The organism is Reyranella humidisoli (assembly GCF_019039055.1).
GTDB lineage: Bacteria > Pseudomonadota > Alphaproteobacteria > Reyranellales > Reyranellaceae > Reyranella > Reyranella humidisoli.
In genome coordinates this window covers 573,042-599,094 of the sequence record NZ_JAHOPB010000002.1, presented here as the reverse complement: position 1 = coordinate 599,094, position 26,053 = coordinate 573,042, and the positions used below count along the sequence as shown (strand labels likewise).

Annotated in this window: 23 protein-coding genes, 1 tRNA gene and 1 pseudogene; 7 read left to right on the top strand and 18 right to left on the bottom strand. The window is 66.8% G+C overall.

The features are described from left to right. Positions 1–9: 9 nt before the first annotated feature. The 3 genes from mgtE to KQ910_RS21290 form a co-directional block, all read right to left on the bottom strand. Positions 10–1,371, bottom strand: a complete 1,362-nt coding sequence (gene mgtE / locus KQ910_RS21300; protein ID WP_216965027.1) for a magnesium transporter — start codon at positions 1,369–1,371, stop codon at positions 10–12. After that, a complete protein-coding gene (locus KQ910_RS21295) occupies positions 1,368–3,650 on the bottom strand; it encodes an NADP-dependent malic enzyme (protein ID WP_216965025.1) in 2,283 nt (760 codons plus the stop codon). Before KQ910_RS21295 ends, mgtE begins: the two co-directional genes overlap by 4 nt. 92 nt (positions 3,651–3,742) lie before the next feature. Beyond that, a tRNA-Leu gene (locus tag KQ910_RS21290) sits at positions 3,743–3,827 on the bottom strand. A gap of 89 nt (positions 3,828–3,916) precedes the next feature. Between KQ910_RS21290 and lipB the strand changes: the two genes are divergently transcribed. Continuing rightward, positions 3,917–4,603, top strand: coding sequence for a lipoyl(octanoyl) transferase LipB (lipB, locus tag KQ910_RS21285; protein WP_216965023.1), 687 nt, complete (start codon positions 3,917–3,919; stop codon positions 4,601–4,603). On the opposite strand, the gene KQ910_RS21280 is transcribed toward lipB, so the two are convergent. The 10 genes from KQ910_RS21280 to KQ910_RS21235 all read right to left on the bottom strand — a co-directional run bounded on the left by KQ910_RS21280 (position 4,569) and on the right by KQ910_RS21235 (position 14,120). Continuing rightward, positions 4,569–4,895: a type II toxin-antitoxin system RelE/ParE family toxin gene (locus KQ910_RS21280; RefSeq protein ID WP_216965021.1), complete on the bottom strand. Its 327-nt coding sequence runs from the start codon at positions 4,893–4,895 to the stop codon at positions 4,569–4,571. The genes lipB and KQ910_RS21280 overlap by 35 nt on opposite strands. After that, complete coding sequence (locus KQ910_RS21275; RefSeq protein ID WP_216965019.1) at positions 4,892–5,137, bottom strand: type II toxin-antitoxin system ParD family antitoxin; 246 nt, start codon at positions 5,135–5,137, stop codon at positions 4,892–4,894. Before KQ910_RS21275 ends, KQ910_RS21280 begins: the two co-directional genes overlap by 4 nt. A gap of 61 nt (positions 5,138–5,198) precedes the next feature. Beyond that, positions 5,199–5,480, bottom strand: coding sequence for an acylphosphatase (locus tag KQ910_RS21270; RefSeq protein WP_216965017.1), 282 nt, complete (start codon positions 5,478–5,480; stop codon positions 5,199–5,201). Between the two features lie 4 nt (positions 5,481–5,484). Then, positions 5,485–7,437 (bottom strand): acetyl-CoA carboxylase biotin carboxylase subunit, encoded by a 1,953-nt coding sequence (locus tag KQ910_RS21265; RefSeq protein ID WP_216965823.1) that lies wholly within the window; start codon positions 7,435–7,437, stop codon positions 5,485–5,487. Positions 7,438–7,562: 125 nt separating this feature from the next. Beyond that, positions 7,563–7,781 carry a 2TM domain-containing protein gene (locus KQ910_RS21260; protein ID WP_216965015.1) on the bottom strand — a complete coding sequence of 73 codons (219 nt, stop codon included), beginning with the start codon at positions 7,779–7,781 and terminating at the stop codon, positions 7,563–7,565. Between the two features lie 10 nt (positions 7,782–7,791). Continuing rightward, positions 7,792–9,324, bottom strand: a complete 1,533-nt coding sequence (locus KQ910_RS21255; protein ID WP_216965013.1) for an acyl-CoA carboxylase subunit beta — start codon at positions 9,322–9,324, stop codon at positions 7,792–7,794. Between the two features lie 48 nt (positions 9,325–9,372). Beyond that, on the bottom strand, positions 9,373–10,245 hold the full coding sequence (locus tag KQ910_RS21250; RefSeq protein ID WP_216965011.1) for a phosphonopyruvate hydrolase: 873 nt from the start codon (positions 10,243–10,245) through the stop codon (positions 9,373–9,375). 8 nt (positions 10,246–10,253) lie between these two features. Beyond that, positions 10,254–10,970, bottom strand: a complete 717-nt coding sequence (locus KQ910_RS21245; RefSeq protein ID WP_216965009.1) for an ATP12 family chaperone protein — start codon at positions 10,968–10,970, stop codon at positions 10,254–10,256. A 98-nt stretch (positions 10,971–11,068) separates the two neighbouring features. Further along, complete coding sequence (locus tag KQ910_RS21240; RefSeq protein ID WP_216965007.1) at positions 11,069–13,075, bottom strand: AsmA family protein; 2,007 nt, start codon at positions 13,073–13,075, stop codon at positions 11,069–11,071. 37 nt (positions 13,076–13,112) lie between these two features. Then, positions 13,113–14,120, bottom strand: a complete 1,008-nt coding sequence (locus KQ910_RS21235; protein ID WP_216965005.1) for an RluA family pseudouridine synthase — start codon at positions 14,118–14,120, stop codon at positions 13,113–13,115. A gap of 35 nt (positions 14,121–14,155) precedes the next feature. Here KQ910_RS21235 and KQ910_RS21230 point away from each other — a divergent pair, with 35 nt between their 5' ends. Both KQ910_RS21230 and KQ910_RS21225 read left to right on the top strand, forming a co-directional pair. Next, a complete protein-coding gene (locus tag KQ910_RS21230) occupies positions 14,156–15,046 on the top strand; it encodes a dienelactone hydrolase family protein (protein WP_216965003.1) in 891 nt (296 codons plus the stop codon). Continuing rightward, a complete protein-coding gene (locus tag KQ910_RS21225; RefSeq protein ID WP_216965002.1) occupies positions 15,046–16,569 on the top strand; it encodes a L,D-transpeptidase family protein in 1,524 nt (507 codons plus the stop codon). The genes KQ910_RS21230 and KQ910_RS21225 overlap by 1 nt, the downstream gene beginning before the upstream one ends. 217 nt (positions 16,570–16,786) lie before the next feature. On the opposite strand, the gene KQ910_RS21220 is transcribed toward KQ910_RS21225, so the two are convergent. Next, a complete protein-coding gene (locus KQ910_RS21220) occupies positions 16,787–18,076 on the bottom strand; it encodes a replication-associated recombination protein A (RefSeq protein WP_369408413.1) in 1,290 nt (429 codons plus the stop codon). A 24-nt stretch (positions 18,077–18,100) separates the two neighbouring features. Further along, the gene (locus KQ910_RS21215; RefSeq protein ID WP_229600842.1) at positions 18,101–19,474 is read right to left on the bottom strand and encodes a Do family serine endopeptidase; all 1,374 of its coding nucleotides are present in this window, start codon (positions 19,472–19,474) and stop codon (positions 18,101–18,103) included. A 136-nt stretch (positions 19,475–19,610) separates the two neighbouring features. Between KQ910_RS21215 and KQ910_RS21210 the strand changes: the two genes are divergently transcribed. Then, the gene (locus KQ910_RS21210) at positions 19,611–20,612 is read left to right on the top strand and encodes a Bug family tripartite tricarboxylate transporter substrate binding protein (RefSeq protein ID WP_216965000.1); all 1,002 of its coding nucleotides are present in this window, start codon (positions 19,611–19,613) and stop codon (positions 20,610–20,612) included. Here the strand turns inward: KQ910_RS21210 and KQ910_RS21205 are convergent, their stop codons facing one another. Genes KQ910_RS21205 through KQ910_RS21195 form a run of 3 tightly spaced genes read right to left on the bottom strand, consistent with a single transcriptional unit; the run spans position 20,613 to position 24,689 of the window. After that, a complete protein-coding gene (locus KQ910_RS21205; RefSeq protein ID WP_216964998.1) occupies positions 20,613–21,593 on the bottom strand; it encodes a 2-dehydropantoate 2-reductase in 981 nt (326 codons plus the stop codon). A 4-nt stretch (positions 21,594–21,597) separates the two neighbouring features. After that, positions 21,598–23,910 (bottom strand): adenosylcobalamin-dependent ribonucleoside-diphosphate reductase, encoded by a 2,313-nt coding sequence (locus KQ910_RS21200; RefSeq protein WP_216964996.1) that lies wholly within the window; start codon positions 23,908–23,910, stop codon positions 21,598–21,600. Between the two features lie 44 nt (positions 23,911–23,954). Beyond that, positions 23,955–24,689: a lysophospholipid acyltransferase family protein gene (locus tag KQ910_RS21195; protein ID WP_216964995.1), complete on the bottom strand. Its 735-nt coding sequence runs from the start codon at positions 24,687–24,689 to the stop codon at positions 23,955–23,957. A 9-nt stretch (positions 24,690–24,698) separates the two neighbouring features. Between KQ910_RS21195 and KQ910_RS27290 the strand changes: the two are divergent. The 3 genes and pseudogenes from KQ910_RS27290 to hpt all read left to right on the top strand — a co-directional run. After that, positions 24,699–24,884: pseudogene (locus KQ910_RS27290) on the top strand (zinc-ribbon domain-containing protein); the annotation flags it as partial. Between the two features lie 30 nt (positions 24,885–24,914). Beyond that, positions 24,915–25,454: a DUF3426 domain-containing protein gene (locus tag KQ910_RS21190; RefSeq protein ID WP_229600841.1), complete on the top strand. Its 540-nt coding sequence runs from the start codon at positions 24,915–24,917 to the stop codon at positions 25,452–25,454. Further along, positions 25,454–26,011, top strand: coding sequence for a hypoxanthine phosphoribosyltransferase (gene hpt, locus KQ910_RS21185; RefSeq protein ID WP_216964990.1), 558 nt, complete (start codon positions 25,454–25,456; stop codon positions 26,009–26,011). The genes KQ910_RS21190 and hpt overlap by 1 nt, the downstream gene beginning before the upstream one ends. Positions 26,012–26,053: the final 42 nt, after the last annotated feature.

Below are 26,053 nucleotides of genomic sequence, written 5' to 3'. Positions count from 1 at the left end.
AACGATACCTCAAAGCAGGAAGATCGTCGCCAGCCCCAGGAAGGTCAGGAAGCCGGTCACGTCGGTGACCATGGTCAGGAAAACGGTCGAGGAGACGGCCGGGTCGACGCCGAACTTCTGCAGCCCGAGAGGGATCAGCGAGCCCGCCAGCGCCGCGGCCATCAGGTTGCAGACCATGGAGGCGGCAATCACCGCGCCCAGCCGCCAATCGTGGAAGATCAGGACCACGCCCACGGCCAGCAGCGTCGCGAACAGGAGCCCGTTGAGACTGCCGACGACCGCTTCCTTGGCAATGAAGCGCATCCCGTTGGCGGCGGTCAATTCGCCCATCGCCAGTGCGCGCACCGTGACGGTGACGGTCTGGATGCCCGCATTGCCGCCCATCGACGCGACGATCGGCATGAGGGCGGCCAGGATCACGATCTTCTCGATCGTGTCCTCGAACTGGCTGATGACGAAAGACGCGACAAGGGCGGTCGCCACATTGACCAGCAGCCAGGGCGCCCGCAGCCGGGCCGTCGTCACGGTGTCGGCATGCATGTCGTCGGAGCCGACGCCGCCCATCTTGAGCAGGTCTTCTTCGGCCTCCTCGTCGATCACGTCGACGACGTCGTCGACCATGATCACGCCCTGCAGCCGCCCGTCGTCGTCGACGACCGGGCACGAGACCAGGTTCTTGTCGCGGAAGACGTGCGCCACTTCGGCCTGGTCGGCCGTCGCGGGCAGCGACGGGATGTCGGGATCGACGATGTCGAAGATCGGTACCGGACGCTTGGTGCGCAGCATGCGGCCGAGCGGCACCGAGCCGCGCAGGCGACCGGTCTCGTCGACCACGAAGATGTCGTACACGTCGTCGGGCAGGTCGGTCGCTTCGCGGCAATAGTCGATCACCTGGCCCACGGTCCAGCTGTCGGCGACCTTGACCAGCGAACGCTGCATGAGGCGGCCGGCCGTGTCTTCCGGATAGGCCAGTGCCCGCTCGATGTCGGCACGTTCGTCGGCCGGGATTTCCGCCAGGACTTCCTGTCGCTCGTCTTCCGACAGGTCTTCGAGAATGGTTGCGGCATCGTCGGCTTCCAGCTCTCGGGCGGCAGCCGCAATCTCCTTGCTGTCGAGCTGGTCGAGGACGTCCTCGAGCACTTCCTCGTCGAGTTCGGTCAGGGCCTCCGGATCGAGGTCGCCCTTGAGGATGCCGACGAGCTTGTCGCGCTCGGCCTCCGAGATCTGTTCGAGGATGGACGCCTGGCCGGTGGCGCTCAGGTTGGCCAGCAGCCCCCTCGCGTCTTCCGGCCTGTTCTCGGCGAGCGCCGCCTCGACTCGCCGGACCAGGTCCGGCGTCACTTCATCGAGGTGGTCGATCTCGCTGCTCATCCACGCGCTTCCGCGAGGCGCTGCGCCTCGACCACGGCGAGCGCGGTCATGTTGAGGATGCCGCGGGCGGTGACCGACGGCGTGAGGACATGGGCCGGAAGGTCGGTGCCCAGCAGAATCGGGCCTATATGCAGACCGTCGGCTCCTTCCTTCAGCAGATTGAAGGCGATGTTGGCGGCGTCGAGCGACGGACAGACGACGAGGTTCGCCACTTCCTTGAGTTTCGACCGCGGGAACACGCTGTTGCGGATCTCCAGGTCGAGGGCGGCATCGCCATGCATCTCGCCGTCCACCTCGAGGGTCGGCGCGCGGTGGTGCAGGATCTTGACCGCCGCGGCCATCTTGCGGGCAGAGGGATGCTCGGAACTGCCGAAGCTCGAATGCGAGAGCAGCGCCACGCGCGGCTGGATGCCGAAGCGCAGCAGCTCGTCCGCCGCGAGGAGCGTGATCTCCGCGAGCGTTTCCGGATCGGGATCGTAGTTCACGTAAGTGTCGGCGATGAACAGCGAGCGGGTGGGCATGACCAGCAGGCTGAGCGCCGCCATGTTCTTGACGCCCTCGCGCAGACCGATCACGTCGCGCACGTGATTGAAATGGGTACGGAAGCGGCCATAGGCGCCGGCAATCATCGCGTCGGCATCGCCTAGCTTCACCGCGAGCGCGGCGATCAGGGTCGGGCTGGAGCGCACGAGGTTGCGCGCCGTCGGCTCGGTTACGCCGCGCCGCTCCATCAGCTCGTGATAGGCGCCCCAGTACTTGTCGTAGCGCGGGTCGCTCGACGGATCGACCAGCTCGACATCGACTCCCGGCTGGAAACGCAGGCCCAGTCGCTCGGCGCGACGGCGCACGACCTCCGGCCGGCCGATCAGGATGGGCTTGGCAATGCCCTCGTCGACGATGATCTGGACGGCGCGCAGGACGCGGTCGTCCTCGCCGGCGCTGAAGATCACGCGCTTGGGATCGGACCGTGCCTGCTCGAGGACCGGCCGCATGACCAGTCCGGACTTGAAGACGAACTGGCTGAGCTGCTGGCGATAGGCGTCGAAATCGGCGATCGGCCGCGTGGCGACGCCGCTGTCCATGGCGGCCTTGGCGACGGCCGGCGCCAGCTCGACGATCAGGCGCGGATCGAACGGCTTAGGGATGATCTGGCTGGGGCCGAAGCCGCCGGCCTGCTCGCCGAAGGCGCGCGCCACCACCTCGGAGGGCTCCTTGCGCGCCAGTGCCGCCAGGGCGCGCACGCAGGCGATCTTCATCTCGTCGTTGACGGTCGTCGCGCCGACATCGAGCGCGCCGCGGAAGATGTACGGAAAGCAGAGGACGTTGTTGACCTGATTGGGATAGTCGCTGCGGCCGGTCGCCATGATGGCGTCGTCACGCACGCCCGCGACATCTTCCGGCGAAATCTCGGGATTGGGATTGGCCAGAGCAAAGATCAGCGGCTTCGCCGCCATGCGGGCCACCATCTCGGTCTTGAGCACGCCGGCGGCGGACAGGCCGAGGAACACGTCGGCGCCGCCGATCACCTCGCCCAGTGTGCGGGCCTGGGTTTCGCGGGCGTAGCGCTCCTTCCAGGGGTCCATCAGCTCGTTGCGGCCCTTCCAGACCACGCCGACGATATCGGTGACCCATATGTTCTCGCGCGGCAGGCCGAGCTTCTCCAGCACGCCGAGGCAGGACAGCGCCGCCGCCCCCGCGCCGGAGACGACCAGCTTCACCTTGTCGATGGACTTGCCGACCAGTGAGAGTGCATTCAGCAGGGCGGCGCCGACGATGATGGCGGTGCCGTGCTGGTCGTCGTGGAACACCGGGATCTTCATGCGCTCGCGCAGCTTCTGCTCGACGAAGAAGCACTCCGGCGCCTTGATGTCCTCCAGATTGATGCCGCCGAAGGTCGGCTCCAGCGCGGCAACGATCTCGACCAGCTTTTCCTGATCGAGCTCGGCCACTTCGAGATCGAAGACGTCGATGCCGGCGAATTTCTTGAAGAGGACGCCCTTGCCCTCCATCACCGGCTTGGCAGCCAGCGGTCCGATGGCACCCAGCCCCAGCACGGCGGTGCCGTTGGTCACGACCGCGACGAGATTGGCACGGGCCGTGAGCTCCGCGGCCGTCGCCGGATCGCGCACGATCTCGTTGCAGGCAGCGGCCACCCCCGGCGAATAGGCCAGCGAAAGGTCGCGCTGGGTGGCCAACGGCTTGGTCGGAACGACCTCGATTTTGCCGGGCCTGGGCAGGCGATGGTATCGGAGCGCGCTTTCGCTGAGTTCGTCCGCCAAAGCTCGTCTCCCGCCTGAAAAACAAAAGGGCCGCCAGTTGGACTTTACCAACAGGCGGCGACCTCTCGTCTACCTTTTCATCGAACCGGCGATGGTGCGGCCAAGAAGACTCGAACTTCCACGCCTCGCGGCACTAGCACCTCAAGCTAGCGCGTCTACCAATTCCGCCATGGCCGCGCCGGATCGACGGCGCGGGGGATACCAAATCGCCCCCCCAGTGGCAAGGCGGGCTTGCACGAAGACCCGGAAGTGCCGATTTTGCCCCCATGAACAGGCCCGAATGGCGCATCGCAGACAGCGCCGTCCCGTATCCGGAAGCACTCGCCGCCATGGAGGCGCGGGTTGCGGACATCCGCGCCGGCCGGGCGGGCGAGATGATCTGGCTGCTGGAGCACCCCCCGCTCTACACAGCGGGCACCAGCGCCCGCTCCCAGGACCTGCTCGAACCCGCACGTTTTCCGGTCCATGTCGCGGGCCGCGGCGGCCAATACACCTATCACGGCCCCGGCCAGAGGGTGGCCTATGCGATGCTCGACCTCAGGGCACGCCGCCAGGACGTGCGCCGCTATGTATCCGACCTCGAGGAATGGACCATCCGCACGCTCGGCCGCTTCAACGTGAAGGCCGAACGGCGCGAGGGCCGCGTCGGCGTGTGGGTCGTCCGGCCCGACAAGCCGCCTTTGCCCGACGGCACGCCGCGCGAGGACAAGATCGCCGCCATCGGCGTGCGCATCCGCCACTGGGTGGCCTTCCACGGCATCTCCATCAACGTGGAGCCCGACCTTTCGCACTATGCGGGAATCGTTCCCTGCGGCATTGCCGACCATGGCGTGACATCGCTGGTCGATCTCGGCCTGCCGGTGACCCTGGCCGACCTCGATGCAGCCCTCGCGGAGACCTTCCAGGAAGTGTTCGGCGCTACGACCGAGGCCCCTCTTCCCATTGCCCTTTGAGCAGCTCCTCCAGGTCGCGCGCGGCATGCACGATGCGCACGACCTGAATGGCGCCGCGGGTTATGAAGTAGAGGACCACATAAGATTCGAAGCCCGAAACCGGCCAGACGCGAAGGCCGCTGACGATATGGTCGAGCCGGGGTGAGCCGATCCCTGGATGACGCCGCAGGACTTCGAACGCCTGCTCGACCTTATCCAGAAAACGGTAGGCGGCGCGGGTATTGCGTTCGGCGATGTAAGCGGCGTGCTCGTCGATGTCCTCGACTGCGCGTCGCCGCTGGACGAGCTTCACGAGCGTCTTTTTGCGATCGTCCGTCGCAGGGTTTCCCGCCGCTTTTGCCAGAAGACGGGGTCTTCGGCTTCGACAGGGCTTTCCAGCCCCTCGCGGACCAACTCGGCCAGCCGCTCCTCCGCCTTGGCCTGCTGGTCCCTTCGGATCAAGTCGCGGACGTACTCGCTCGAAGAAGCATAGCGTCCTGCCGCGATCTCTCGGTCGACGTGTGCCTTGAGTTCCGGCGAGATAGCCACATTCATAGTGGTAGCCATGTAGGCAGTATAGGGTCATTGGCAATATATGCCAATGCCGCTGGAAAGTTCAGGCCGTCGGCAGCCGCCTGAAGTCCGACGGCAGGACATCGAGGTCGACCGGCTCGACGTCGACCGCATCCACCTTGGCCAGCGTCGGCCCGCGACGGCAGGCTTCGATCATCTTGCCCACCGCGTCGTCCTCGCCCACGACCAGCGCCTCGACCGACCCGTCCGAGCGGTTTCGCACCCAGCCCTTCAGACCGAGCCTCTGCGCGGTGGCCATCGCCCAGTCGCGATAGCCCACGCCCTGCACGCGGCCGGTGATGCCGAGGCGCGCCTGCAGCGCCATCCGCTCAGGCGAACTCGATGATCTTCTGGTCGACGCGCAGGCTGTCGCCGGCCTTGGCATGGAGCGTCTTCACCGTACCGTCGCGCGTGGCGCGCAGCACGTTCTCCATCTTCATCGCCTCGACCACCGCCAGCGCCTCGCCCGCCTTGACCTCCTGCCCTTCGCTGACCGCGACCGAGGCCAGCAGGCCCGGCATCGGCGACAGCAGGAACTTCGAGGTGTCCGGCGCGGCCTTCACCGGCATCAGCGCATAGAGCTCGGCCTGGCGCGGTGTAAGCACCAGCACGTCCGCCTGCCCGCCTTCATGGACCAGGCGCCAGCCCGATCCCAGGGCATCGACCTGCACGACGATGTCGTGCTGGTCGACTTTCGCCCGCACCAGCGGCTCGCCCGGCAGCCATCCGGTTTCGATCACGATGTGCCGGCCCTCGGTCTCGATGACGTATTCGAGCCCGCCGCCGCTCACCGACACTGCGATCGGCGCCCGGTTGAGCATGACGACACGCTCGGACTGCGGCGAACCCGCGCGATGGCCATGGATGCGGTCGACGACCGCGGCGATGGCCGCCAGCATGGCCGGATCGCCCGGCGGCAAATGCTCCGCCGTGAAACCGCCCTTGAACTCCTCGGCGATGAAGTTGGTCGTGAGGTTGCCGGCCACGAAGCGCGGATGGGCCATCAGCGCCGCCAGGAACGGCACGTTGTGCGACACGCCACGGACGTAGAACTCGTCCAGCGCGCGGCGCATGCGATCGATCGCGGCATTGCGCGTCGGGCCGTAGCTGCAGAGCTTTGCGATCATCGGGTCGTAGAACATCGAGATCTCGCCGCCCTCGAACACGCCGGTATCGACGCGCACGTCGGGGCCGGGTTGCGGCTCGCGATACTTCACGAGGCGGCCGGTGGAAGGCAGGAAGTTGCGGAACGGATCTTCCGCATAGACACGAGCCTCGACGGCCCAGCCTTCCAGCTTAACGTCCTTCTGCTGGAACGGCAGCTTCTCGCCCGCCGCCACACGGATCATCAGCTCGACCAGGTCGACGCCGGTGATCAGCTCCGTCACCGGATGCTCGACCTGCAGGCGGGTGTTCATCTCGAGGAAGTAGAACTTGCGGTGCTTGTCGACGATGAACTCGACAGTGCCGGCGCTCTTGTATTTGACCGCCTTGGCCAGGGCCACGGCCTGCTCGCCCATCGCCTTGCGCGTCTTGGCGTCGAGGAACGGGCTCGGCGCCTCCTCGATCACCTTCTGGTGGCGGCGCTGGATCGAGCACTCGCGTTCCCAGAGATAGATGCAGTTGCCGTGGCCGTCGGCGATCAGCTGGATCTCGATGTGGCGCGGCTCCTCGACATACTTCTCGATGAACACGCGGTCGTCGGCAAACGAGGCCTTGGCCTCGTTGGTCGCGGAGCCAAAGCCCTCATGCGCCTCGACATCGTTGTAGGCGATGCGCATGCCCTTGCCGCCGCCGCCGGCCGAGGCCTTGATCATGACGGGGTAGCCGATCTTCTGGGCGATCTTGACCGCCTCCTCGGCATTAGGGATGGCCGCCAGATAACCCGGCACCGTGCTGACGCCGGCCTTCTGCGCGAGTTTCTTGGACTCGATCTTGTCACCCATGGCGTAGATCGCGCGGGCGTCCGGGCCGATGAACTTGATGCCTTCGGCGGCCAGCGCCTTCTGGAAGGCTTCCTTCTCGGACAGGAAGCCATAGCCGGGGTGAACGGCCTGCGCGCCGGTCTGCTTGCAGGCCTCGATGATCTTGTCGATCAACAGATAGGACTGCGCCGAGGGCGGCGGCCCGATCAGCACCGCCTCGTCGGCCTCGCGCACATGCAGCGCATCGGCGTCGGCCTCCGAATAGACCGCCACGGTCTTGATGCCGAGCCGCTTGCAGGTCCGGATAACGCGGCAGGCGATCTCGCCGCGATTGGCGATCAGGATCTTGTCGAACAGCGGCGCACCCTCGGCGGGCTTCCGGGCCGGCGCCTTCCTCGGCGCCTTGACCGGGGCTTTCGCCGTCGCGGCGCTCTTGTTCCCCTTGGGGGCGTTCTTGGCGACCTTCTTCCTGGCTGCCATGCTCACATTCCTTCTTTTCTGCGATCGAAGAAGCCCTTGGCCCACAGCGAGTGGGCGGCGATCAGGGGCAACCAGACGATGAGGACCCAGAGCCACCACGGATACTGGCGGCTGACGATGAAATTCAGCGGGATGATCACGAGCAGCGCAAGAAGACCGACCATCAGGTGCTTGCGCACGATCCGGCCGCGCCGCAGGCGCTCCTCGGGAGAGAGATGCACGTCGGTCCCGTCACAGCGGCACGTTGCCGTGCTTGCGCCACGGATTCTCGAGCCGCTTGGTCTCGAGCGTGGCCAGCGCCTTGCAGATCCGGCGGCGCGTGCCGTGGGGCATGATCACGTCGTCGATGAAGCCGCGGTTGGCCGCCACGAATGGGTTGGCGAACTTCTCACGATACTCCTCGGTGCGCGCCGCGATCTTCTTTGCGTCGCCGATGTCGGAGCGGAAGATGATCTCGACGGCGCCCTTGGCGCCCATCACCGCGATCTCCGCGCCCGGCCAGGCGTAGTTCACGTCGCCGCGCAGATGCTTCGACGCCATGACGTCGTAGGCGCCGCCATAGGCCTTGCGGGTGATGACCGTCACCTTCGGCACAGTCGCCTCGGCATAGGCGTAGAGCAGCTTGGCGCCGTGCTTGATGATCCCGCCATATTCCTGCGTCGTGCCCGGCAGGAAGCCCGGCACGTCGACGAAGGTCACGATCGGAATGTTGAAGGCGTCGCAGAACCGCACGAAGCGCGCGGCCTTGCGCGAACTGTCGATGTCCAGGCAGCCCGCCAGCACCATCGGCTGGTTGGCGACGAAGCCCACCGGGCGGCCGGCCATGCGGCCGAAGCCCACCACCATGTTCGCCGCCCACTCCGGCGACAGTTCGAAGAAGTCACCCTCGTCGACGACCTTCAGGATCAGTTCCTTGATGTCGTAGGGCTTGTTGGGATTCTCCGGCACCAGCGTGTCGAGCGAGAGATCGTCGCGATCGATCGGATCCAGCGTGATGCGGACCGGCGCCTTCTCGCGGTTGTTCGAGGGCAGGAAGTCGACGAAGCGGCGAAGCTGCAGCAGCGCCTCGATGTCGTTCTCGAAGGCTAGATCGGCCACGCCGGACTTCTGCGTGTGGGTGAGCGCACCGCCCAGCTCCTCCTGCGTCACCGTCTCGTGCGTGACGGTCTTCACCACGTCGGGGCCGGTGACGAACATGTAGGAGCTGTCCTTCACCATGAAGATGAAGTCGGTCATCGCCGGCGAATAGACCGCGCCGCCGGCACAGGGGCCCATGACCATCGAGATTTGCGGGATCACGCCCGACGCCAGCACGTTCTTCTGGAAGACGTCGGCATAGCCTGCGAGCGAATCGACACCCTCCTGGATGCGCGCACCGCCCGAGTCGTTGAGGCCCAGCACCGGCGCGCCGACCTTCATCGCCATGTCCATGACCTTGCAGATCTTGGCGGCGTGCATGCCCGACAAGGCTCCGCCGAAGACCGTGAAATCCTGGCTGAATACATAGACGAGACGGCCGTTGATCGTGCCGTGGCCGGTGACCACGCCATCGCCGGGGATCTTCTGGTTCTCCATGCCGAAATCGATCGAGCGATGCTCGACGAACATGTCGTATTCCTCGAACGACCCCGGATCGAGCAGCGCATCGATGCGCTCCCGGGCCGTCAGCTTGCCCTTGGCGTGCTGAGCTTCGATGCGGCGCTCGCCCCCGCCCAGACGCGCCGCGGCCCGCCTTTGCTCGAGTTTTTCCAACATTTTCTGCATCTGAATCTCCGGCCCTCGGTCAGTTTTCGGCCAATAACGCGATCACGTCTAGCGGAGGAATCGCTTCTCGTTATCCTTCACCGTTCCCATACCCTGCAAATCGAAGACCTCGTCGACCGTGGAGATGCTGCCCTCGACGCCATGGATGCCGCCGTCCTTGCGGATCTGGGCGAAGGTCTTGCGCATCGCGCCGACAGCGGCGCGGATCGCATGGTTGCCCCAGATCAGCAGCCCGACCTTCTTCAGCTCGCGCACGCGCGCCACCGTCATCTGCGGATAGGCGGTCGGCACCAGAGCGATCGGCACCTTGCCGTCCCAGGCCTTGATGAAGGCCTCGATCTCGTCCGGCGTCTTCTGCTTGGAATGCACGAGGATCAGGTCAGCGCCCGCGGCTTCATAGGCACGAGCCCGCTTCAGCGCCTCGTCCTGGCCGAGGCCCGCGATCAGCGCCTCGGTGCGCGCCACCACGACGAGATCGGGATCGCGCCGAGCCGAGCGGGCCGCTTCGATCTTGCCCTGGAACTCCTCGATACGGACCATGTCCTGCCGGCCGCCGGCGATCAGGCTGGTGACCTTGGGGAAGCTCTTGTCCTCCATCACGATCGCGCCGACGCCGGCGCGCTCGTACTGCTCCACGGCATAGAGGACGTTGATGGCGTTGCCGAAGCCGGTATCGATGTCGGCCACCACCGGCAGGCCCGATCGGTCCACAATAGCGCGCGTCATGTCGAGATGCTGGGTCATCGACACCACGCTGACATCGGGCACGCCGTACATCGCGGACAGTTCGAAGCCTGAGGCCCAGATCGCGTCGAAGCCGGCCTCTGCTGCGAGCATCGCCGACAGCGGACTGTGCGCCGCCATCGCCTCGACGAGTCCCTCTTCCGCCATGACTTTCCGCAGCCTGGTTCCCGCGCCCATGATTCCCCTCAGCCGCGCAGTCGCGCGTTTTCCAGCAGTGAAAGAAAGCGCGCGCCCGCCCCGATGTCCCGGCGCACGCCCTCGCGCTGCTTCTCGGCGGTGGGATCGTCGCCCCAGCGATCGATCTGGTAAAGCTCGTCGGTCTGCGCGGCCGTGAAGGCCTCCTCCGCGTCAAGACGGCCGTCGGAAACCGCCAGCGCTATCACCACCGAGCCGGCGATATGCGTAAGATTGTAGAGCGCCGAAAGCGCCAGATCGCCATGCGCGGCCACCGCCTCGCGAAGCCGTGCCTGGGCCTCCGACGGCTGCTCGACGAAGCCGATTCCGTCGGCGGTGAGCAGACGCGCGCCATGCCGCTCGGCGGCCCAGTCGAGCAAAGGCTGCCAACGGTCCTGCTGCAGCTTGACCAGGCTGTCCGGAGCGGTGGCCCGATAGCAGAGCAGGTCCGAGCCGGCGTACTTCGCCGTGTCGGCAATCACTTCGTCGCGCCGGGAAGCGACGCGGTCGACGCCGGTCGCAGCCAGGCGCGTGAGCGGCAGGTGCGCGGCATTGATCTCGGCCTTGTCGGGCACAGAATCCCATTCGGCGGCGATCGCCTCCGCGAGAGCCTGCGTCGGCACCACCAGCGTCGCCTTCGCCGGCGTCCGCATCGGTTTGCCGTCCAGCAGGACGCGGAAGCCGCCCTCGCCCTCGTCGACGCCCGTTTGTTTGTAGAACCGCTTCATTCAGCTCCCGGAACAATCACGATGCGGAATCGACAAGCCGGCTGTCGCATCGTCGCGTCGGGATTACACGCCGGGACGGCCAGACGACAAGGGCGGGCTTAGCGTTGCTGATTGCGCTGCGGACCGGGTGTCTGCGCCGCGGGCCGCGACGCCCGCTGCCGGACATCGGACGTCGGAACGGGCAACTGGGCCCGCAGGCCGGGCCGCAGGGCTTCGACACGGGGTGCCAGGACCGCGCAGGCATTGGCGCCGGCCTGCCGGCCGGCCTGCGTCACCTGGGCGACGAGGCTGGGAATCGTACCGCCGCCCACCAGCAGCTTGGACAGGTTGGGATCGAGAGCGCTCGCCGTCTGCTTGCCCGCGCCGCCCTTGATGCGCATCGGCGTCGCCAACGAGGCGTTCTGGTTGTCGCGAGCCTCGGGCGCGACGATGAACTCCCAGCCCTCGGTGCGCAGGTGGAAATAGCCACCCCCAACCAGCACGCCGCGCGGCGTATCCACGACGAGGCGCCGCAGGTTGGCGACGCCACTGCTGACCTCGAAGCGCCCGGCGATGCAGTTGAACGGCACGCCGGCATCCGTGCCGCCGAGGAGGCGCTGCGTCTCCGGCGGCCAGTTCGCAAGCTGGCTGTGCGGCCAGAACCCCTTGCCCATCGCCACGTCGATCGAGCCGCTCGCGGAGTTCAGCGCGTCGCGCGTCGTGCGGCCGCCGCCGCGCAGGCGCAGGTCCAGATCGGCCACGCCGTCGCGCAGGCCGAGATCGAGCCCCAGCAGGGTCGAGATCTCGCCGAGCGACACGCGATTGGCCGTCGCCGTCAGCGTGGTCTGGCCCAGGCGGCCTGCAGGATCGTAGACGAGATCGACGCCGGCCGAGCCGTTACCGATGGTCGCCGCCGCCCGGAATGTGAAGCGCGTCTCGCCCGAAACCAGCGTTACCGAGGCGTTCTGCATCTTCGCGCCGAGACCTACGACTTCTCCCAGACGCACCGTCACGGAGAGGGCCGACCGGCCGAGCCAGCTGGCAACGAAGGGCATCGTGGGAATGAGGCGCGGCGGCTGGACCGGTGCCTGCGAAGCCGCCGCCGGCGCCGCAACCACGGGTGCCGCCTTCAACTCCGCTGCATCCAGGCGCGCGATGTCGGCATTGACGACGATCGTCGGCGTGCCCTTGCGGTCGACGCGGAACAGCGCCTCTCCCGAGGCTTCGCTGTTGCCGACCTTCAGCGTCTGGACCTCGACCTTGAAACCGTTGCGCTGGGTCGAGGCCTTGGTGTTCATCACGTAGGGACCGCCCGACGGCACGGGCAGACGAATGTAAGGTCCCAACACCGAGACGTCGGTGCCTTCGGAATTGATCTGCAGCGACGTGCCCTTGGCATTGATGCTGCCCTTGAGCGAGATCCTGCCGCCGCCGAACCCGCCCTGCAGATCGATATTGCCGGGAAGTCCGGCCATCCAGCCGTTGAAGGAGCCCGCGGTCCCGGTGAGGTCCATCGGCACGCCCTGCGCCACGCCGAACCGTCCATCGACCTGCAGGGTCTGGTTCGGCGCCTGCGACTTCAGCGTGGCATTCGGAATCTCGACGACGGCCGGCGGACGGCCCGCGCCCTCGGACACGGTCAGGACGGAATCGCGAATCTCGACGGTGCTGATCCACGGGAAGGCGGCAACGGTACGCAGCCGGAGCGATCGATTGTCGCCGGGATGGGGGCCCGATCCATCGGGTGGTGGCAGCATTTCGAGATTGGCGTCACCCACCTCGTTGCGCTCGACGAGTATGTCGGCGCCTTCGAGCAGGATCCGGCCGATCTTCACTTCGCCCAGGAACAGCGAGAACGGATCGAGGAAGAGCGTCAGGCGGCGCACGCGCGCCAGATCGGGCCGCGAGCCCCAGGCTGCGTTCGAAAGGGTGACGCCTTCGGCCACCATCGCCGGCTCGCTGCCGAGCCTGACGGTGAGCGGCACGCGGGCGGCCAACTCTCGTCCCGTGACCTTGCGGACCTGTTCGGTCAATCGAGCCTGATAACGCGACAGGTCCCGGGTGGCGGCCCAGACGACGCCGACGACGGCGACGATCGGCACCGCCACCGCCGTGATCACCGCCACGCGCCTCCAGGGGATCCGCATCCTGATCGATTCTCTCTCAAACACCGTCCGTCGAAAAGCCAAATGCCTCGACGGTGCGGCGGAAGTGAGGTGGCGGTTCGGCCAGCGCCTTCAGTTCACCCTTCCCCGAGGGATGCGGCAGCGTCAGGCGGCGGGCATGGAGATGGAGTTTGCGCGCGTCGGCGATGGTCGACAGAAGCGCCTCCTCGCCGCCGTACTTGCGGTCGCCGAGGATCGGGCAACCGATGGCAGTGCAATGGACGCGGAGCTGATGGGTGCGGCCGGTGCGCGGCCACAGGGCCAGCAGCGCAGCGCGGCGGCTCGCGCTGTCGACCACGCGGAAATGGGTCAGCGCCTTCTGGCCGTTCTCCTCGTCGACCTGCATCAGCTCGCGATCGAAGGCGCCGGGCCGCTTGGCCAGCGGCAGGTTGATCGCCCCCTCTTTCTTGGCCGGCACGCCGACCACGATCGCCCAGTAGAGCTTCTCGGTCTCGCGATCGCGGAACGACGCGGTCAGCCGCTTGGCCGCCTGTCCGGTCCGCGCGATCAGCAGCAGACCGCTCGTATCCTTGTCGAGCCGGTGCACCAGCTTCGGCCGCTGCTCGGACCCGAAGCGCAGCCCGTCCAGCATGCCGTCGATGTGCTTTTCGGTACCGCTGCCACCCTGCACGGCAAGGCCCGGCGGCTTGTTCAGAACGATCACATGGTCGTCGCGGTGGATGACCATCTTCTGGATTTCGGCCGCATCCCGATCCGAGATCGTGGGGCCCGCCGAAGCAGAAGCAGCCCGAGGCTTGGGGGCCGGAGAATTCGACACGCCGGGCGGCAGGCGGATCGACTGACCGGGCTCGACCCGGTCCTTGCCCTCGGCCCGCTTGCCGTCGATCCGGACCTGGCCGGTCCGCAGCAGCTTCTGCAGAGCGCCGTGACTTAGCTCTGGGAAGTGGCGCTGGAACCAGCGGTCGAGGCGCATGTCGGCCTCGTCATCGGTTACGGCACGGTTCTGGACCTGACGGGTACCACCCGTGGCGGGGCTCTCGCTCATGGCGCACAACCTACGGGACAAGCTACACAGGGTCCATGGAATCGGTGTCATTCGACACGCTGACGTTCGACCATCCGACGGCCTCGCGGCCGGCGCGAATTTCCGCGACCCTGCATATTCCCGAGGGCCGGCCGGCGCGGGTCGCCTGCATGGTCATCCTCACCAGCAGCGCCGGTGTCCAGCGCCATCGCGAGCATTACTATGCCGACCTTCTCAACGAGGCCGGCGCGGCCGCGCTGATCGTCGACAGTTTCAGGGGCCGCGGCGTGCGGCGCACAGTGGCCGACCAGAGCCTGGTTTCGGCCGCCCAGATGGAAGGCGACGCTTTCGCGGCCCTCGCCCTCCTCCGCGGCGATCCCCGGATCGATCCGGCCAGGATCGGCATCATGGGCGTCTCCAAGGGCGGTGTGGCGACCCTGAACGCCGCCATCGCGGTCCGGCAGCGCTGGCGTGGCGGCTTCCCGCACCTGTTCGACCTGCATGTCGCGCTCTGCCCCGGCGCGACGGCGCAGCATCGCGATCCGACCACCCACGGACGGCCGATGTATTTCATGCTGGCCGCCAAGGACGACTACACGCCGGCCGAGTTGGCCATCGAGTATGCCGAACGCATGCGGGCCGCCGGCAACCGCCGGATCAAGGTCAAGATCTACGGCAGCGCCCATCATGGCTGGGAGTCGGTCGGGCCGGTTTTCGATATCCGGGATGCCGAGAACTGGGCGTGCTGCCGCAACCTGATCGAGGATGACGGCCGCCATTTCGTGCCAGGCCTCGGCCGGGCGCTCGATGAGCCCGACTTCCAGGCCTGGGCCCGCGCCCATTGCGTCACCCGGGGCGCCCGGGCGGGCGGCGGCACGGTCGAGCTGAAAACCCGCGCCAGTGCCGATTTGTTGACCTTCCTGGCGGCTCACGGTTTCGTCGGCTGATGGACGAATCGGCCGGTTCCGGCTATACCTCCGGTGTGATCCGCTTCAATTTTTTCGCCGCTTTCCTGGCGTTCGCGCTCTCGTTTTCGGGAGTTTCGTCCTCTTACGCCTCGGGCGTTCTGTGGACTGGGTCGGGCGCTGCTACGGCACGTGCCGAGGCCCTGCTGAAGGCATTGCGCGCCGCCGGCGACCATGGCCTCGATCCCAAATGGTACGGCATTGGCGACGTCGAGAAGGCGTTGGTCCCCGGCACCGATCCTGCTGCCACCGAAGCCCTGCTGTCTGCAGCGTTCGTGGCCTATGCCAGCGATGTCTCGACCGGGCGCGTCCGCGCCAACCGGGTCGACAAGGAAATCGACATCATCCAGCGCACGGCCGACAAGGCAGCCCTCCTGCAGGCTGCGGCCGATGCGCCCGATTTCGCCATGTATCTGGCATCCCTGCCGCCCAAGGGTGACTACCCGGCGCTGCAGAAGGCCCTGGCCACATGGCGCGAGAAGCGCGGCAAGGTCCCCTACACGCCGATGGTCGACGGCACGGCGCTGAAGCCCAACATGGTCGATAGCCGTGTGCCGATCCTGCGCAAGCGTCTCGCCGAACTCGATTTCACCGTGCCGCCGGCCGGTGCCGTCGCCGACCTCTACGACGAGCCGCTGGTCGCCGTCGTGAAGGCCTACCAGGAGATGAAGGGACTGACCGTCGACGGCGTCATCGGCGCCAAGACCGTCCGCTCTCTCAACACTACGATCGACGAGCGCATCGACCAGATCGTCGCCAACCTCGAGCGTCGCCGCTGGCTACCGGAGGATCTCGGCAGTCGCTTCGTCTTCGTGAACACCGGCGACTACTCGATGAGGTTCGTCAACGAGGGCAAGGTCGCCTTCCAGAGCCAGGTCATCGTCGGCACGCCGAAGGACCCGACGCCCGAGATCCAGTCGACCATGCGCGGCTTCCAGACCAACCCCTACTGGACGGTGCCGCCGTCGATTGCCGGCGAGGAGTATCTGCCGATCCTGCGGCGCGATCCCAATGCCCTGTCTGGCAATGGCTTCAAGATATTCGCGAGCTGGAGCAACGACGACGAGATCGACCCCAACACGATCGATTGGAGTTCGATCCATCCCAAGGCCTTCCCGTATCGCATCCGGCAGGATTCGGGCGCGTCGAACGCGCTGGGCTATATCTTCTTCCCGTTCAACAACAAGTACGGGATCTACATGCACGACACGGCGAGCCGCTGGCTGTTCACCGAGGGCAGCCGCAACTTCAGCCATGGCTGCATCCGCCTGCAGAACCCGCTCGACTTCGTCGACAAGGTCTTCAGCGGCAAGAACGGCTTCAGCAAGGAGCGCGTCCAGCAGGTCATCGCCGCCGGCCAGCAGGCCCACTACACCTTCCCCGAGCCGATCACGCTCTACGTGACCTACCGCACGGTCAGCGCCAATGCCGATGGCGTGCCGACCTTCCGCGACGACGTCTATGGCCGCGACCGCCGCGTCGTGCGGGCGATGGCCAAGCCCTGAGGTCAACCGCCGTCGTCAGCGCCTCTCAACAAGGGCCTCACCCTGAGAAGCGAACGGAGTGAGCGTCTCGAAGGGTGGGCACGAGCACGGCGTTTGTAGCCCATCCTTCGAGACGGTCGCTGCGCGACCTCCTCAGGATGAGGTTGTTAATTTGAGACGAAGAGAGACTCGAGCAAGACATGAGCGCCACCGGAGTGGCGCGCTCCATTGAGTCAGCTCAACGCTTCTTCTCTCTAAGCTTCTTCCAGTAGTCGAGGCGCTTCACGATCTCGCGCTCGAAGCCGCGTTCGACCGGCTGGTAGAACTCCTCGCGCGCCATTTCGTCGGGGAAGTAGTTCTGGCCGGAGAAGCCGTCGGCAGCGTTGTGGTCGTACTCGTAGCCCTTGCCGTAGCCGATATCCTTCATGAGCTTCGTCGGCGCGTTCAGGATGTGCATCGGCGGGGTCAGGGAACCGTGGGTCTTTGCGGCGCGCTTGGCCGCACTGAAGGCCATGTAGCCTGCATTCGATTTGGGCGCCGTGCCGAGATAGATCACCGCCTGCGCGATCGCGAGTTCGCCTTCGGGTGAGCCCAGGCGATCGTAGGTTTCCCACGCCGCCAGCGTCTGGGTGAGCGCCTGCGGGTCGGCCATGCCGATATCCTCGACGGCGAAGCGCACGAGGCGGCGGGCGATATATTTCGGGTCCTCGCCGCCGTCGAGCATCCGCGCGAACCAGTAGAGGGCGGCATCGACATCCGACCCGCGCAGCGACTTGTGCAGTGCGCTGATCAGGTTGTAGTGCGCCTCCTGCGTCTTGTCGTAGAGCGGCGCCCGCTTCTGCAGCAGTGTCGCCAGCCGCGACGGCGGCACCGGTTCCTTGTCCTTGAGCTGCGACAGCTGCTCGGCCAGCCCGATCATGTATCGGCCGTCCCCATCGGCCATCGCGAACAGCGCCTGGCGGCCGGTCTCGTCGAGCGGCAGCTTGCGCCCGAGTGCCTCTTCCGCCCGTGCGAGCACGGCCGACAGCGCATTGTCATCGAGCCGGCGCAGCACCAGCACCTGGCAGCGCGACAGGAGCGCGGCGTTCAGCTCGAAGGACGGATTCTCGGTGGTGGCGCCGATCAGCGTCACCGTGCCGTCCTCGACATAGGGCAGGAAGCCGTCCTGCTGGGCGCGATTGAAGCGATGGATCTCGTCGACGAACAGCAGCGTGCCCTTGCCGTCCTTGCGGCGCTGGCGGGCTGCCTCGAAGATCCGTCGCAGGTCCGCGACGCCGGAAAAGACCGCGGACAGCGGCTCGAAATGCAGGTCCACGGCCTCGGCGAGCAGGCGGGCGATCGTGGTCTTTCCGCAGCCCGGCGGTCCCCAAAGGATCAGCGAGCCGAGCTTGCGGGCGTCCAGCATCCGGCCCAGCGGCCCCTCGGGCCCGAGCAGGTGATCCTGACCGAGGATTTCGCCCAAGGTCTTCGGGCGCAGGCGTTCGGCCAGCGGGGTCGGGGCGAGCGAGGTGAAGAGTTCAGCTGGCACGACGACCCGGATTATCCTACGGGCTCAGCGGAACTGAACGGGAAAGATCACGCCGTCGCGGCCGACGCTGATGCTGTTGATACCGCTGGCTACGCGCTTCTTGAGATCGGCGACGGACTTCACGTCCTGGCCGTTGACCGCCAGGATCATGTCGCCGGGGCGCACGAAGCGGCCGGCATAGGCGCCGGGCTTCACGTCGACGATGACGATGCCCGGCCGCCACTCGGCCAGCCCCATCTCCTCCGCGACTGCCGGCGACATGTTGACGACCGAGGCACCCGACAGCGGCTGACGGCCATCGAGCTGCGAGAGGTCGCGCGGCGGATCCTCCGGCGGAGCCGCGAGCTTCAGCTGGACGATCTGCTCCTTGCCGCCGCGCATGATCTTGACCGGCACGGTGGTGTCGACGTTCAGCGTCGAGAGCCGGAAGCGCAGTGCCGCCTCGTCGTCGATCGCCTGCTCGCGGATGCCGACGATGACGTCGTTTCGCTTCAGGCCAGCGGTCGCGCCCGGCCCGTTGGCGAAGACCTCCTTGACCACGAGCCCCGCCGGCCGCGACAGGCCGAAGCCCGCCGCGAGATCGGGCGTCACGCGCTGCATGCTGACGCCGAGCCACGGCCGCACGATGCGCCCGCCCTGTGTGCCCGTCGCAATCATCCGCTCGACGATATTGGAAGGTGTCGCAAAACCAATGCCGACCGAGCCGCCGGATTGCGAGTAGATCGCCGTGTTGATGCCGATCAGACGCCCATCGAGCGCCACCAGCGCGCCGCCGGAATTGCCCGGATTGATCGCCGCGTCGGTCTGAAGGAAGAAGTTGGAATCGTTGATGCCGCCGGCGCTGCGCGCCACGGCCGAGACGATGCCGCTGGTGACGGTCTGGTTCAGGCCGAACGGATTGCCAATGGCCAGGACGACGTCTCCGACCTCGATCGAGTCGGAATCACGCAGCTCGAGGAACGGAAACTTCTCCTCCGCCCCCTCGATGCGCAGCAACGCCAGGTCGTAGCGTTCGTCCTGGGTGATGAGCTTGGCCTCGAACTCGCGGCGGTCGGCCAGCACGACCCGGATCTCGTCGGCCCCCTTGACGACATGCGCGTTGGTGACGATCAGCCCGTCGGGCCTGACCAGCACGCCGGAACCCAGGGAATTCTGCACCCGGTCGCCGCCCTGCTGGGGCATGCCGGGAAAGGGAAACGGCAGGCGGCGCTGAACGCGGGCGGTGGTGGTCGTGTAGATGTTGACCACGGCCGGCGAGACCTTCTTGACCAGCGGGGCATAGGAATAGGCGAGTTCCGTCCGCGAACTGGGCAATCCCTGAGCATGGGCAGCCGGTGGCAAGACGGTCGCCGCACCGCATCCCATGAGAACCGCCGCCAGAATTACCCGCCGAATCATCCGCACATCTCCCTGCTCGGCCCGGATTTGCGACCTCCCTTATGGCAAATCAAGGGCTGATTGGCGCTGGCATATCGATTGCAGGGGGTTCCCACAATGCGCCAGCCATTGGCGCGAGGGGAAACCGGAGCGCTTCATGAAACTGACCCGTCGTACCATCCTGGCCGGATCGGCCGCCGCCCTCGGCTCGTCGCTCGCCGCGCCCGCCGTCAAGGCGAGCCCCGGCTGGCCCACCAAGCAGCCGATCAAGCTGATCGCCACCTTCCCGCCCGGCGGCACCGCCGACACGATTTCGCGTATCCTGGCGCCCAAGCTCTCGGCCGCGCTCGGCACCCAGGTGGTAGTCGAGAACCGGCCCGGCGCCGGCGGCACGATCGGCTCGGATCTCGCGGCCAAGGCCGCCCCGGACGGCTACACGCTGGTGATTTCCCATGCCTCGCCGCTGGGCATTGCGCCCGGCATCTATCCCAAGCTGCCGTACAACGTGATTACCGATTTCACCCATGTGACGCTGATCGGTCACACACCCAACGTCCTGATCGTGCCGGGCGATTCGCCCTACAAGACGCTGGCCGACTACATCGCCGCCGCCAAGGCCAAGCCCGACGAGATCGCCTTCGGCAGCTCCGGCATCGGTTCCAATACCCACCTGATGGGCGAACTGCTGGGCAGCCTGGCAGGAATCAAGCTGAAGCATGTGCCGTATCGCGGCTCCGCGCCCTCGCTGCAGGACATGCTGGCCGGCGCCATCCCGTCGATGTTCGACCCGATCACGACCAACGTGCCGCACATCAATTCGGGCAAGGTCCGCCTGCTGGCGGTCAGCTCGGACAAGCGCCTCGACATGTACCCGAACGCGCCGACTTTCGCCGAGCAGGGCTTCCCCAAGCTCACCACCTCGACCTGGGTCGGCGTCTCGGGACCCAAGGGCATGTCGCCGGACGTCGTGGCGCGGCTCTATGACGAACTGCAGAAAGCCTACAAGGCGCCAGAAGTCGTGGAACGCTTCAAGGACGTGGTCCTGCTTCCGGGCGACAAGCCGATGACCCCGGCCGAATACACGGCGTTCGTCGGCGAGTTCGCCACGCTCTGGGCCGGCGTCAGCAAGTCGGCGGGCATCGAGCTCGAACTGGGCTGATCAGCCGGGGAGCAAGCCTCGGGTTCGCGCGAAGAGACGCGTGAGCCCGAGCAGGGCGTCGATGTTCGGCGTCGGAACGCCGGTCCGCCGTCCAAGTTCGTGCACGGCCGTCACGATGGCGTCGAGTTCGATCGGTTTGCCGCGCTCGACATCGACCAGCATGGACGTCTTGAAGGCGCCCAGCTCTCGCGTGATCGCGTGGCGTGCTTCCGGATCCTGGTCGATGACGCAGCCGATCCGGGCGCCAATGGCGGCGGCTTCCCGCATGGCGGCGGAACAGAAGGCGCGTACCAGCGGATCGTCGAGCATGCGATCGCCCGTGGCACCGGTGATCGCCGACACCGGGTTCATCGTCATGTTGCCCCAGAGCTTGTACCAGATGTCGTGACGGATCGCGTCCGACGAGGTGACGTCGAAGCCCGCCCTCGCCAGCAACTCATGCAGGGTCTCAAGGCGCGCCGAGGTAGAGCCGTCCGGCTCACCCACGATCAGGCCCATCCCGTTGCGATGCTGGACGAGGCCGGGTTCCGTGGTCGCGGCGCTGAGATGCACGACGCAGCCGATCACGTGGCGCAGCGGAATCGCGCGGGCGATGGCCCCGCCGGGATCGACGCTCTGCAGCGGCTGCTCGCCCACGGCCGGAAGCCCCTGCGAGAACCACCACGGCACGCCGTTCATGGCGGGCAGCACGATCGTGTCCGGTTTCAGCAACGCGCCGATCTGCGCCGCGATCGGCGCCATGGAAGGCGCCTTCACCGCGACGACCACGAGATCCTGCGGACCGAGTTCGCGCGCATCCGACGATGCATGCGCCTTGCCGGTGATGAGCCCATCGCCCTGCTTGAGCCGCCAGCCCTCCGCGTTCAGCGCCGCGAGCGTCTCGCCGCGCGCCAGGGCACTCACCTGACAATCGGTACTCGCCGCGAGCCGCGCTCCGATCAGACCGCCGATCGCGCCGGCGCCAACGATGCAAACCTTCATTGGGCTAACCGCAACGCGAGTAGCCGCAATTCAGACAGACGTCGCAGCCTTCCTGATGGCTGAGCGCCGCCGCGCCGCAGTTGGGACACTGACCCATCGTCTTGGCCGAGCTGGCCGAGACCGGCGGCTCGCGCAGGCCCTCGCCACCGTTGGCGGCGGCGCGCATGCGCTCCTCGGCGGCATCGATCAGGCGCGGCGACTCCGACGGCGCCAGGAAGCCGATCTCGACCAGATGGCGCTCGATAACGCCACCGATCGCGGCCAGCAGCGAGGGCACGTAGCGACCTTCCATCCACTGCCCGCCGCGCGGATCGAACACCGCTTTCAGCTCCTCGACGATGAACGAGATGTCGCCGCCACGGCGGAATACCGCCGAGATCATGCGCGTCAGCGCCACCGTCCAGGCGTAGTGCTCCATGTTCTTGGAATTGATGAAGATCTCGAACGGTCGCCGCCGTCCATCCTGCATCAGGTCGTTGATGGTGATGTAGATGGCATGGTCGCTGCCCGGCCATTTGATCTTGTAGGTCCGGCCCGGCAGGTCCTGCGGCCGGTCGAGCGGCTGGGCGATGTAGACGACGCCACTTTCGTCGGTGGCCGGCACCAGCGCACGCGGCTGTGCTTCCACCGGCGCGGTCTGGGCCGGCTTCACTTCGAGTACTGCGCCCGTCACGTCGTTGGGCCGGTAGGTCGTGCAGCCCTTGCAGCCCTGCGCATAGGCCTCCTCGTAGACACCCTTGAAGGCCTCGAAGGCGATGTCGCGCGGCAGGTTGATGGTCTTCGAGATCGAGCTGTCGACATAGTCCTGTGCCGCCGCCTGCATCGCGAGATGGTCGGCGGGCGTCAGCGTCTGGGCGTCGACGAAGACGTCCGACGGCGGCGCCTCGTTGCCCCTGGCGTCGCGCCAGGCGCGGAAGGCATAGTCGTCGACGCTCTCCTCGCGCTTCGTGCCGTCGGGCTGCAGCACATGACGCACGTAGCTGAAGGCGAAGACCGGCTCGATGCCGGACGAGACATTGTCGGCCAGCAAGGAAATCGTGCCGGTGGGCGCGATCGAGTTCAGCAGCGCGTTGCGGATGCCGTAGCGGCCGATCGCCGACCGCGCCTCCTCGGGCAGCGCCTTGATCGTCTCTCCCGCGAGATACTTCCCGCGATCGTAAAGTGGGAAGCTGCCCTTTTCGGCGGCGATGTCCGCCGACGCCAGGTAGGAAAGGCGCTGCACGGCCCCCAGCCATTCGCGCGTCAGACGCACCGCTTCGGGCGAACCATATCGCACGCCGCAGAAAATCAGCGCATCGGCGAGGCCCGTCACGCCGAGGCCGATGCGGCGCTTGGCCTTGGCCTCCTTTTCCTGCTGCGGCAGCGGGAAGCGCGACACGTCGATCACATTGTCGAGCATGCGCACCGCGAGCGGCACCAGCCGCTCCAGCGCCTCCATGTCCAGCTCGGCCTGCGGCGTGAACGGCGCCTTCACCAGCGTGGCGAGGTTGATCGACCCCAGCAGGCAGGCGCCGTACGGGGGCAAGGGCTGTTCGCCGCAAGGATTCGTAGCCTGGATGCTCTCGCAGTAACGCAGGTTGTTCCGCCGGTTCACGCGATCGATGAAGATGACGCCGGGCTCGGCGACATCGTAGGTCGCGCGCATGATGCGCTCCCACAGCGCCGTGGCCTTCACTGTCCTGAACGTCCTGCCGCCGAACACCAGCGGCCAGTCGGCGTCGTTCTCGACCGCTTTCATGAAGTCGTCGGTGACCAGCACCGAGACGTTGAACATGCGCAGGCGCTTGGGATCGCGCTTGGCGTCGATGAAGGCCTCGATGTCGGGATGGTCGCAGCGCAGGGTCGCCATCATGGCGCCGCGACGGGAGCCCGCGCTCATGATCGTTCGGCACATCGCGTCCCAGACGTCCATGAAGGACAAGGGACCGGACGCGTCCGCGCCCACCCCTATCACCGGCGCACCCTGCGGCCGCAGGCTGGAGAAATCGTGCCCGATGCCGCCGCCCTGCTGCATCGTGAGGGCCGCCTCGCGCAGGCTCTCGAAGATGCCCGACATGTCGTCGGGGATCGTACCCATCACGAAGCAGTTGAAGAGGGTGACGCTGCGGCCCGTGCCGGCGCCCGCGATCACCCGGCCGGCCGGAAGGAACTTGAAGCCCGACAGTGCCTCGTGGAAGCGCCCGGCCCAAAGCTCGGGATCGCGCTCCGGCGCCGCCAGCGCCCGCGCCACCCGCCACCAGGTCGCTTCGAGGTCCGCGTCATTCTTGAAGCGGTATTTCATGTCCCAGATGCGCTGGGAGACCGGAGCCCAATCCATCGGGAAAAGTTAGGCCCAAGGCCGGACGATATCAACAGATTGTTCTATTTTTGTTCGCCTTCACGGGCTGCAGCAACGAGCCGGTTCGTGGCGCCTTCGATCCGCTCGCGCAGGGTGGTCATGAAGACGTCCCGGCTGAGGCCCGGCGGGATGGCCGGCAGGATTTCGACATCGATCACGCCGGGCCGCTTGATGAACTTGCGCCGTCCCCAGAACAGGCCGGAATTGAGCGCGACCGGCACGACCGGCACGCCGAGTTGCCGATAGAGCGCCGCCGTGCCCACCTGGTAGGGCCGCTCGTCGCCCACCGCCACGCGCGTGCCTTCCGGGAAGATCAGGATCGACCGGCCCTCGGCCAGCGTCGCCCTCGCCTGTTTCACCAGCCCGCGCAGCGCCTTTGAGCCGTCGCCGCGTTCGACGGCGATGTTGCCTACCCGCGCCATCGCCCAGCCGACGACGGGGATCAGCACCAGTTCGCGCTTCATCACCGTCGCCGCGCCGGGAAACAGGCGGGAGAAAGCCAGCGTCTCCCACGACGACTGGTGCTTGCAGGCGAAGATGACCGGACCGGCCGGCATGTTCTCCAGCCCGCCTACGCGATGCGCCAACCGGCAGGTGATCCGCAGCCACCACAGGCAGAAGTCGATCCAGAAGAGCGACCAGGCGACCACGAATCGCCGTGGCATCAGCAGGATCGGCGAGCCGACGATGGCGATGATCGTCGTCCCGGCATACCAGCCGACGTTGAAGAAGAACGAGCGCAGCCCGAGGCCAATCATTTCAATTGTATGCGTGAACGACGTGTTGCTTGTATGCCAAGTTTTAGTGGCCTAGTGTCCGCTCGCAAAGCACATCTGGTGGGGTATACCCCGCTCATCATGCAAGTAACCTGTTCAAACTGCGGCACCCGTTATGCCGTCGATCCGGCGGCGATCGGTCCGTCCGGCCGGACCGTCCAGTGCGTCCGGTGCAATCATCGCTGGTTCCAGGAGCCGGCCGCGCCGATGCCAGCAGCAGCGCCCGCCGACAGCGAAGCATCGGCTGCCGCCGTTCCGGACTTCGTCATCCGTCCCTCCACGCCCGGCGCCGGCCTGCCGGCGCTGACGACACCGCCTCCGAGAAAAAGCAACTGGGGCACGTGGATCGCCTTCGTGATCGTATTTTCCGTGCTGTTCGGCGGTGCGGGCTACGCATATCGGGCCGAGATCAAGGCCCGCCTGCCCGAATCGTGGCGCACCCTGCTTCATCCGAAGGGCGCTGCCGCGGCGCCGGCGCGACCGCAAGTCGGCATCGACATGGCCGCCACGAAGATCGACCTGATCGACGGGCGCTACGTCGTCCAGGGCGAACTGGTGAACACCGGTACGGCGCCCGGCTCGACCAGCCGGTTGAAGCTGGTCTTCCGGGCGGGCAACGAGATCCTGGCCGAGCGCGTGATGCCGCTGATCGAGGGACCGATCCCACCGGGCGCCCGCATGAGCTTCAAGCTGCCCCTGGACGAGCCCCCTGCCGGGGCAACCAACATCATACCGACCGTTGACTGATGCCCGATCGCACTCCCCCCGACCGCCCCATCGTCTCCATTCGCTTCTCCGCCGCCGAGATCGCCTCGCGCGTCGAGGAGATGGCCACCGACCTTGCCGGCAAGCTTGAACCGGACACTCTGGTCGTGTCCGTCCTGAAGGGCAGCTTCGTCTTCGCGGCCGACCTGATCCGGGCGCTGAGCCGCGCCGGGGCCGACTGGTCGATGGATTTCCTCACGCTCTCCAGCTACGGCAGCGGGACCGAGACGAGCGGCAACGTCCGCATCGTGCGTGACATCGTCGACGACGTGCGCGGACGCGACGTGCTGCTGGTCGACGACATTCTGGAATCCGGCCTGACGCTCAGTTTCGCCAAGAAGCTGCTGGAAGAACGCGGTGCGCGGCGCGTGTCGATCTGCACCCTGCTCGACAAGCCGGCCAAGCGTCGAACCGCACTGGCCGCCGACTTCGTGGGCTTCGAGGCCGGCGACGAATTTCTCGTAGGCTACGGCCTCGACTGGGCCCACCGCTTCCGCGGACTGCCCTACATTGGGGTGGTCGAGAAGACGGCCGGGTAAATCGGCCCCACGCGGACGAACCAATGTCCGTCGTCCTGCGCG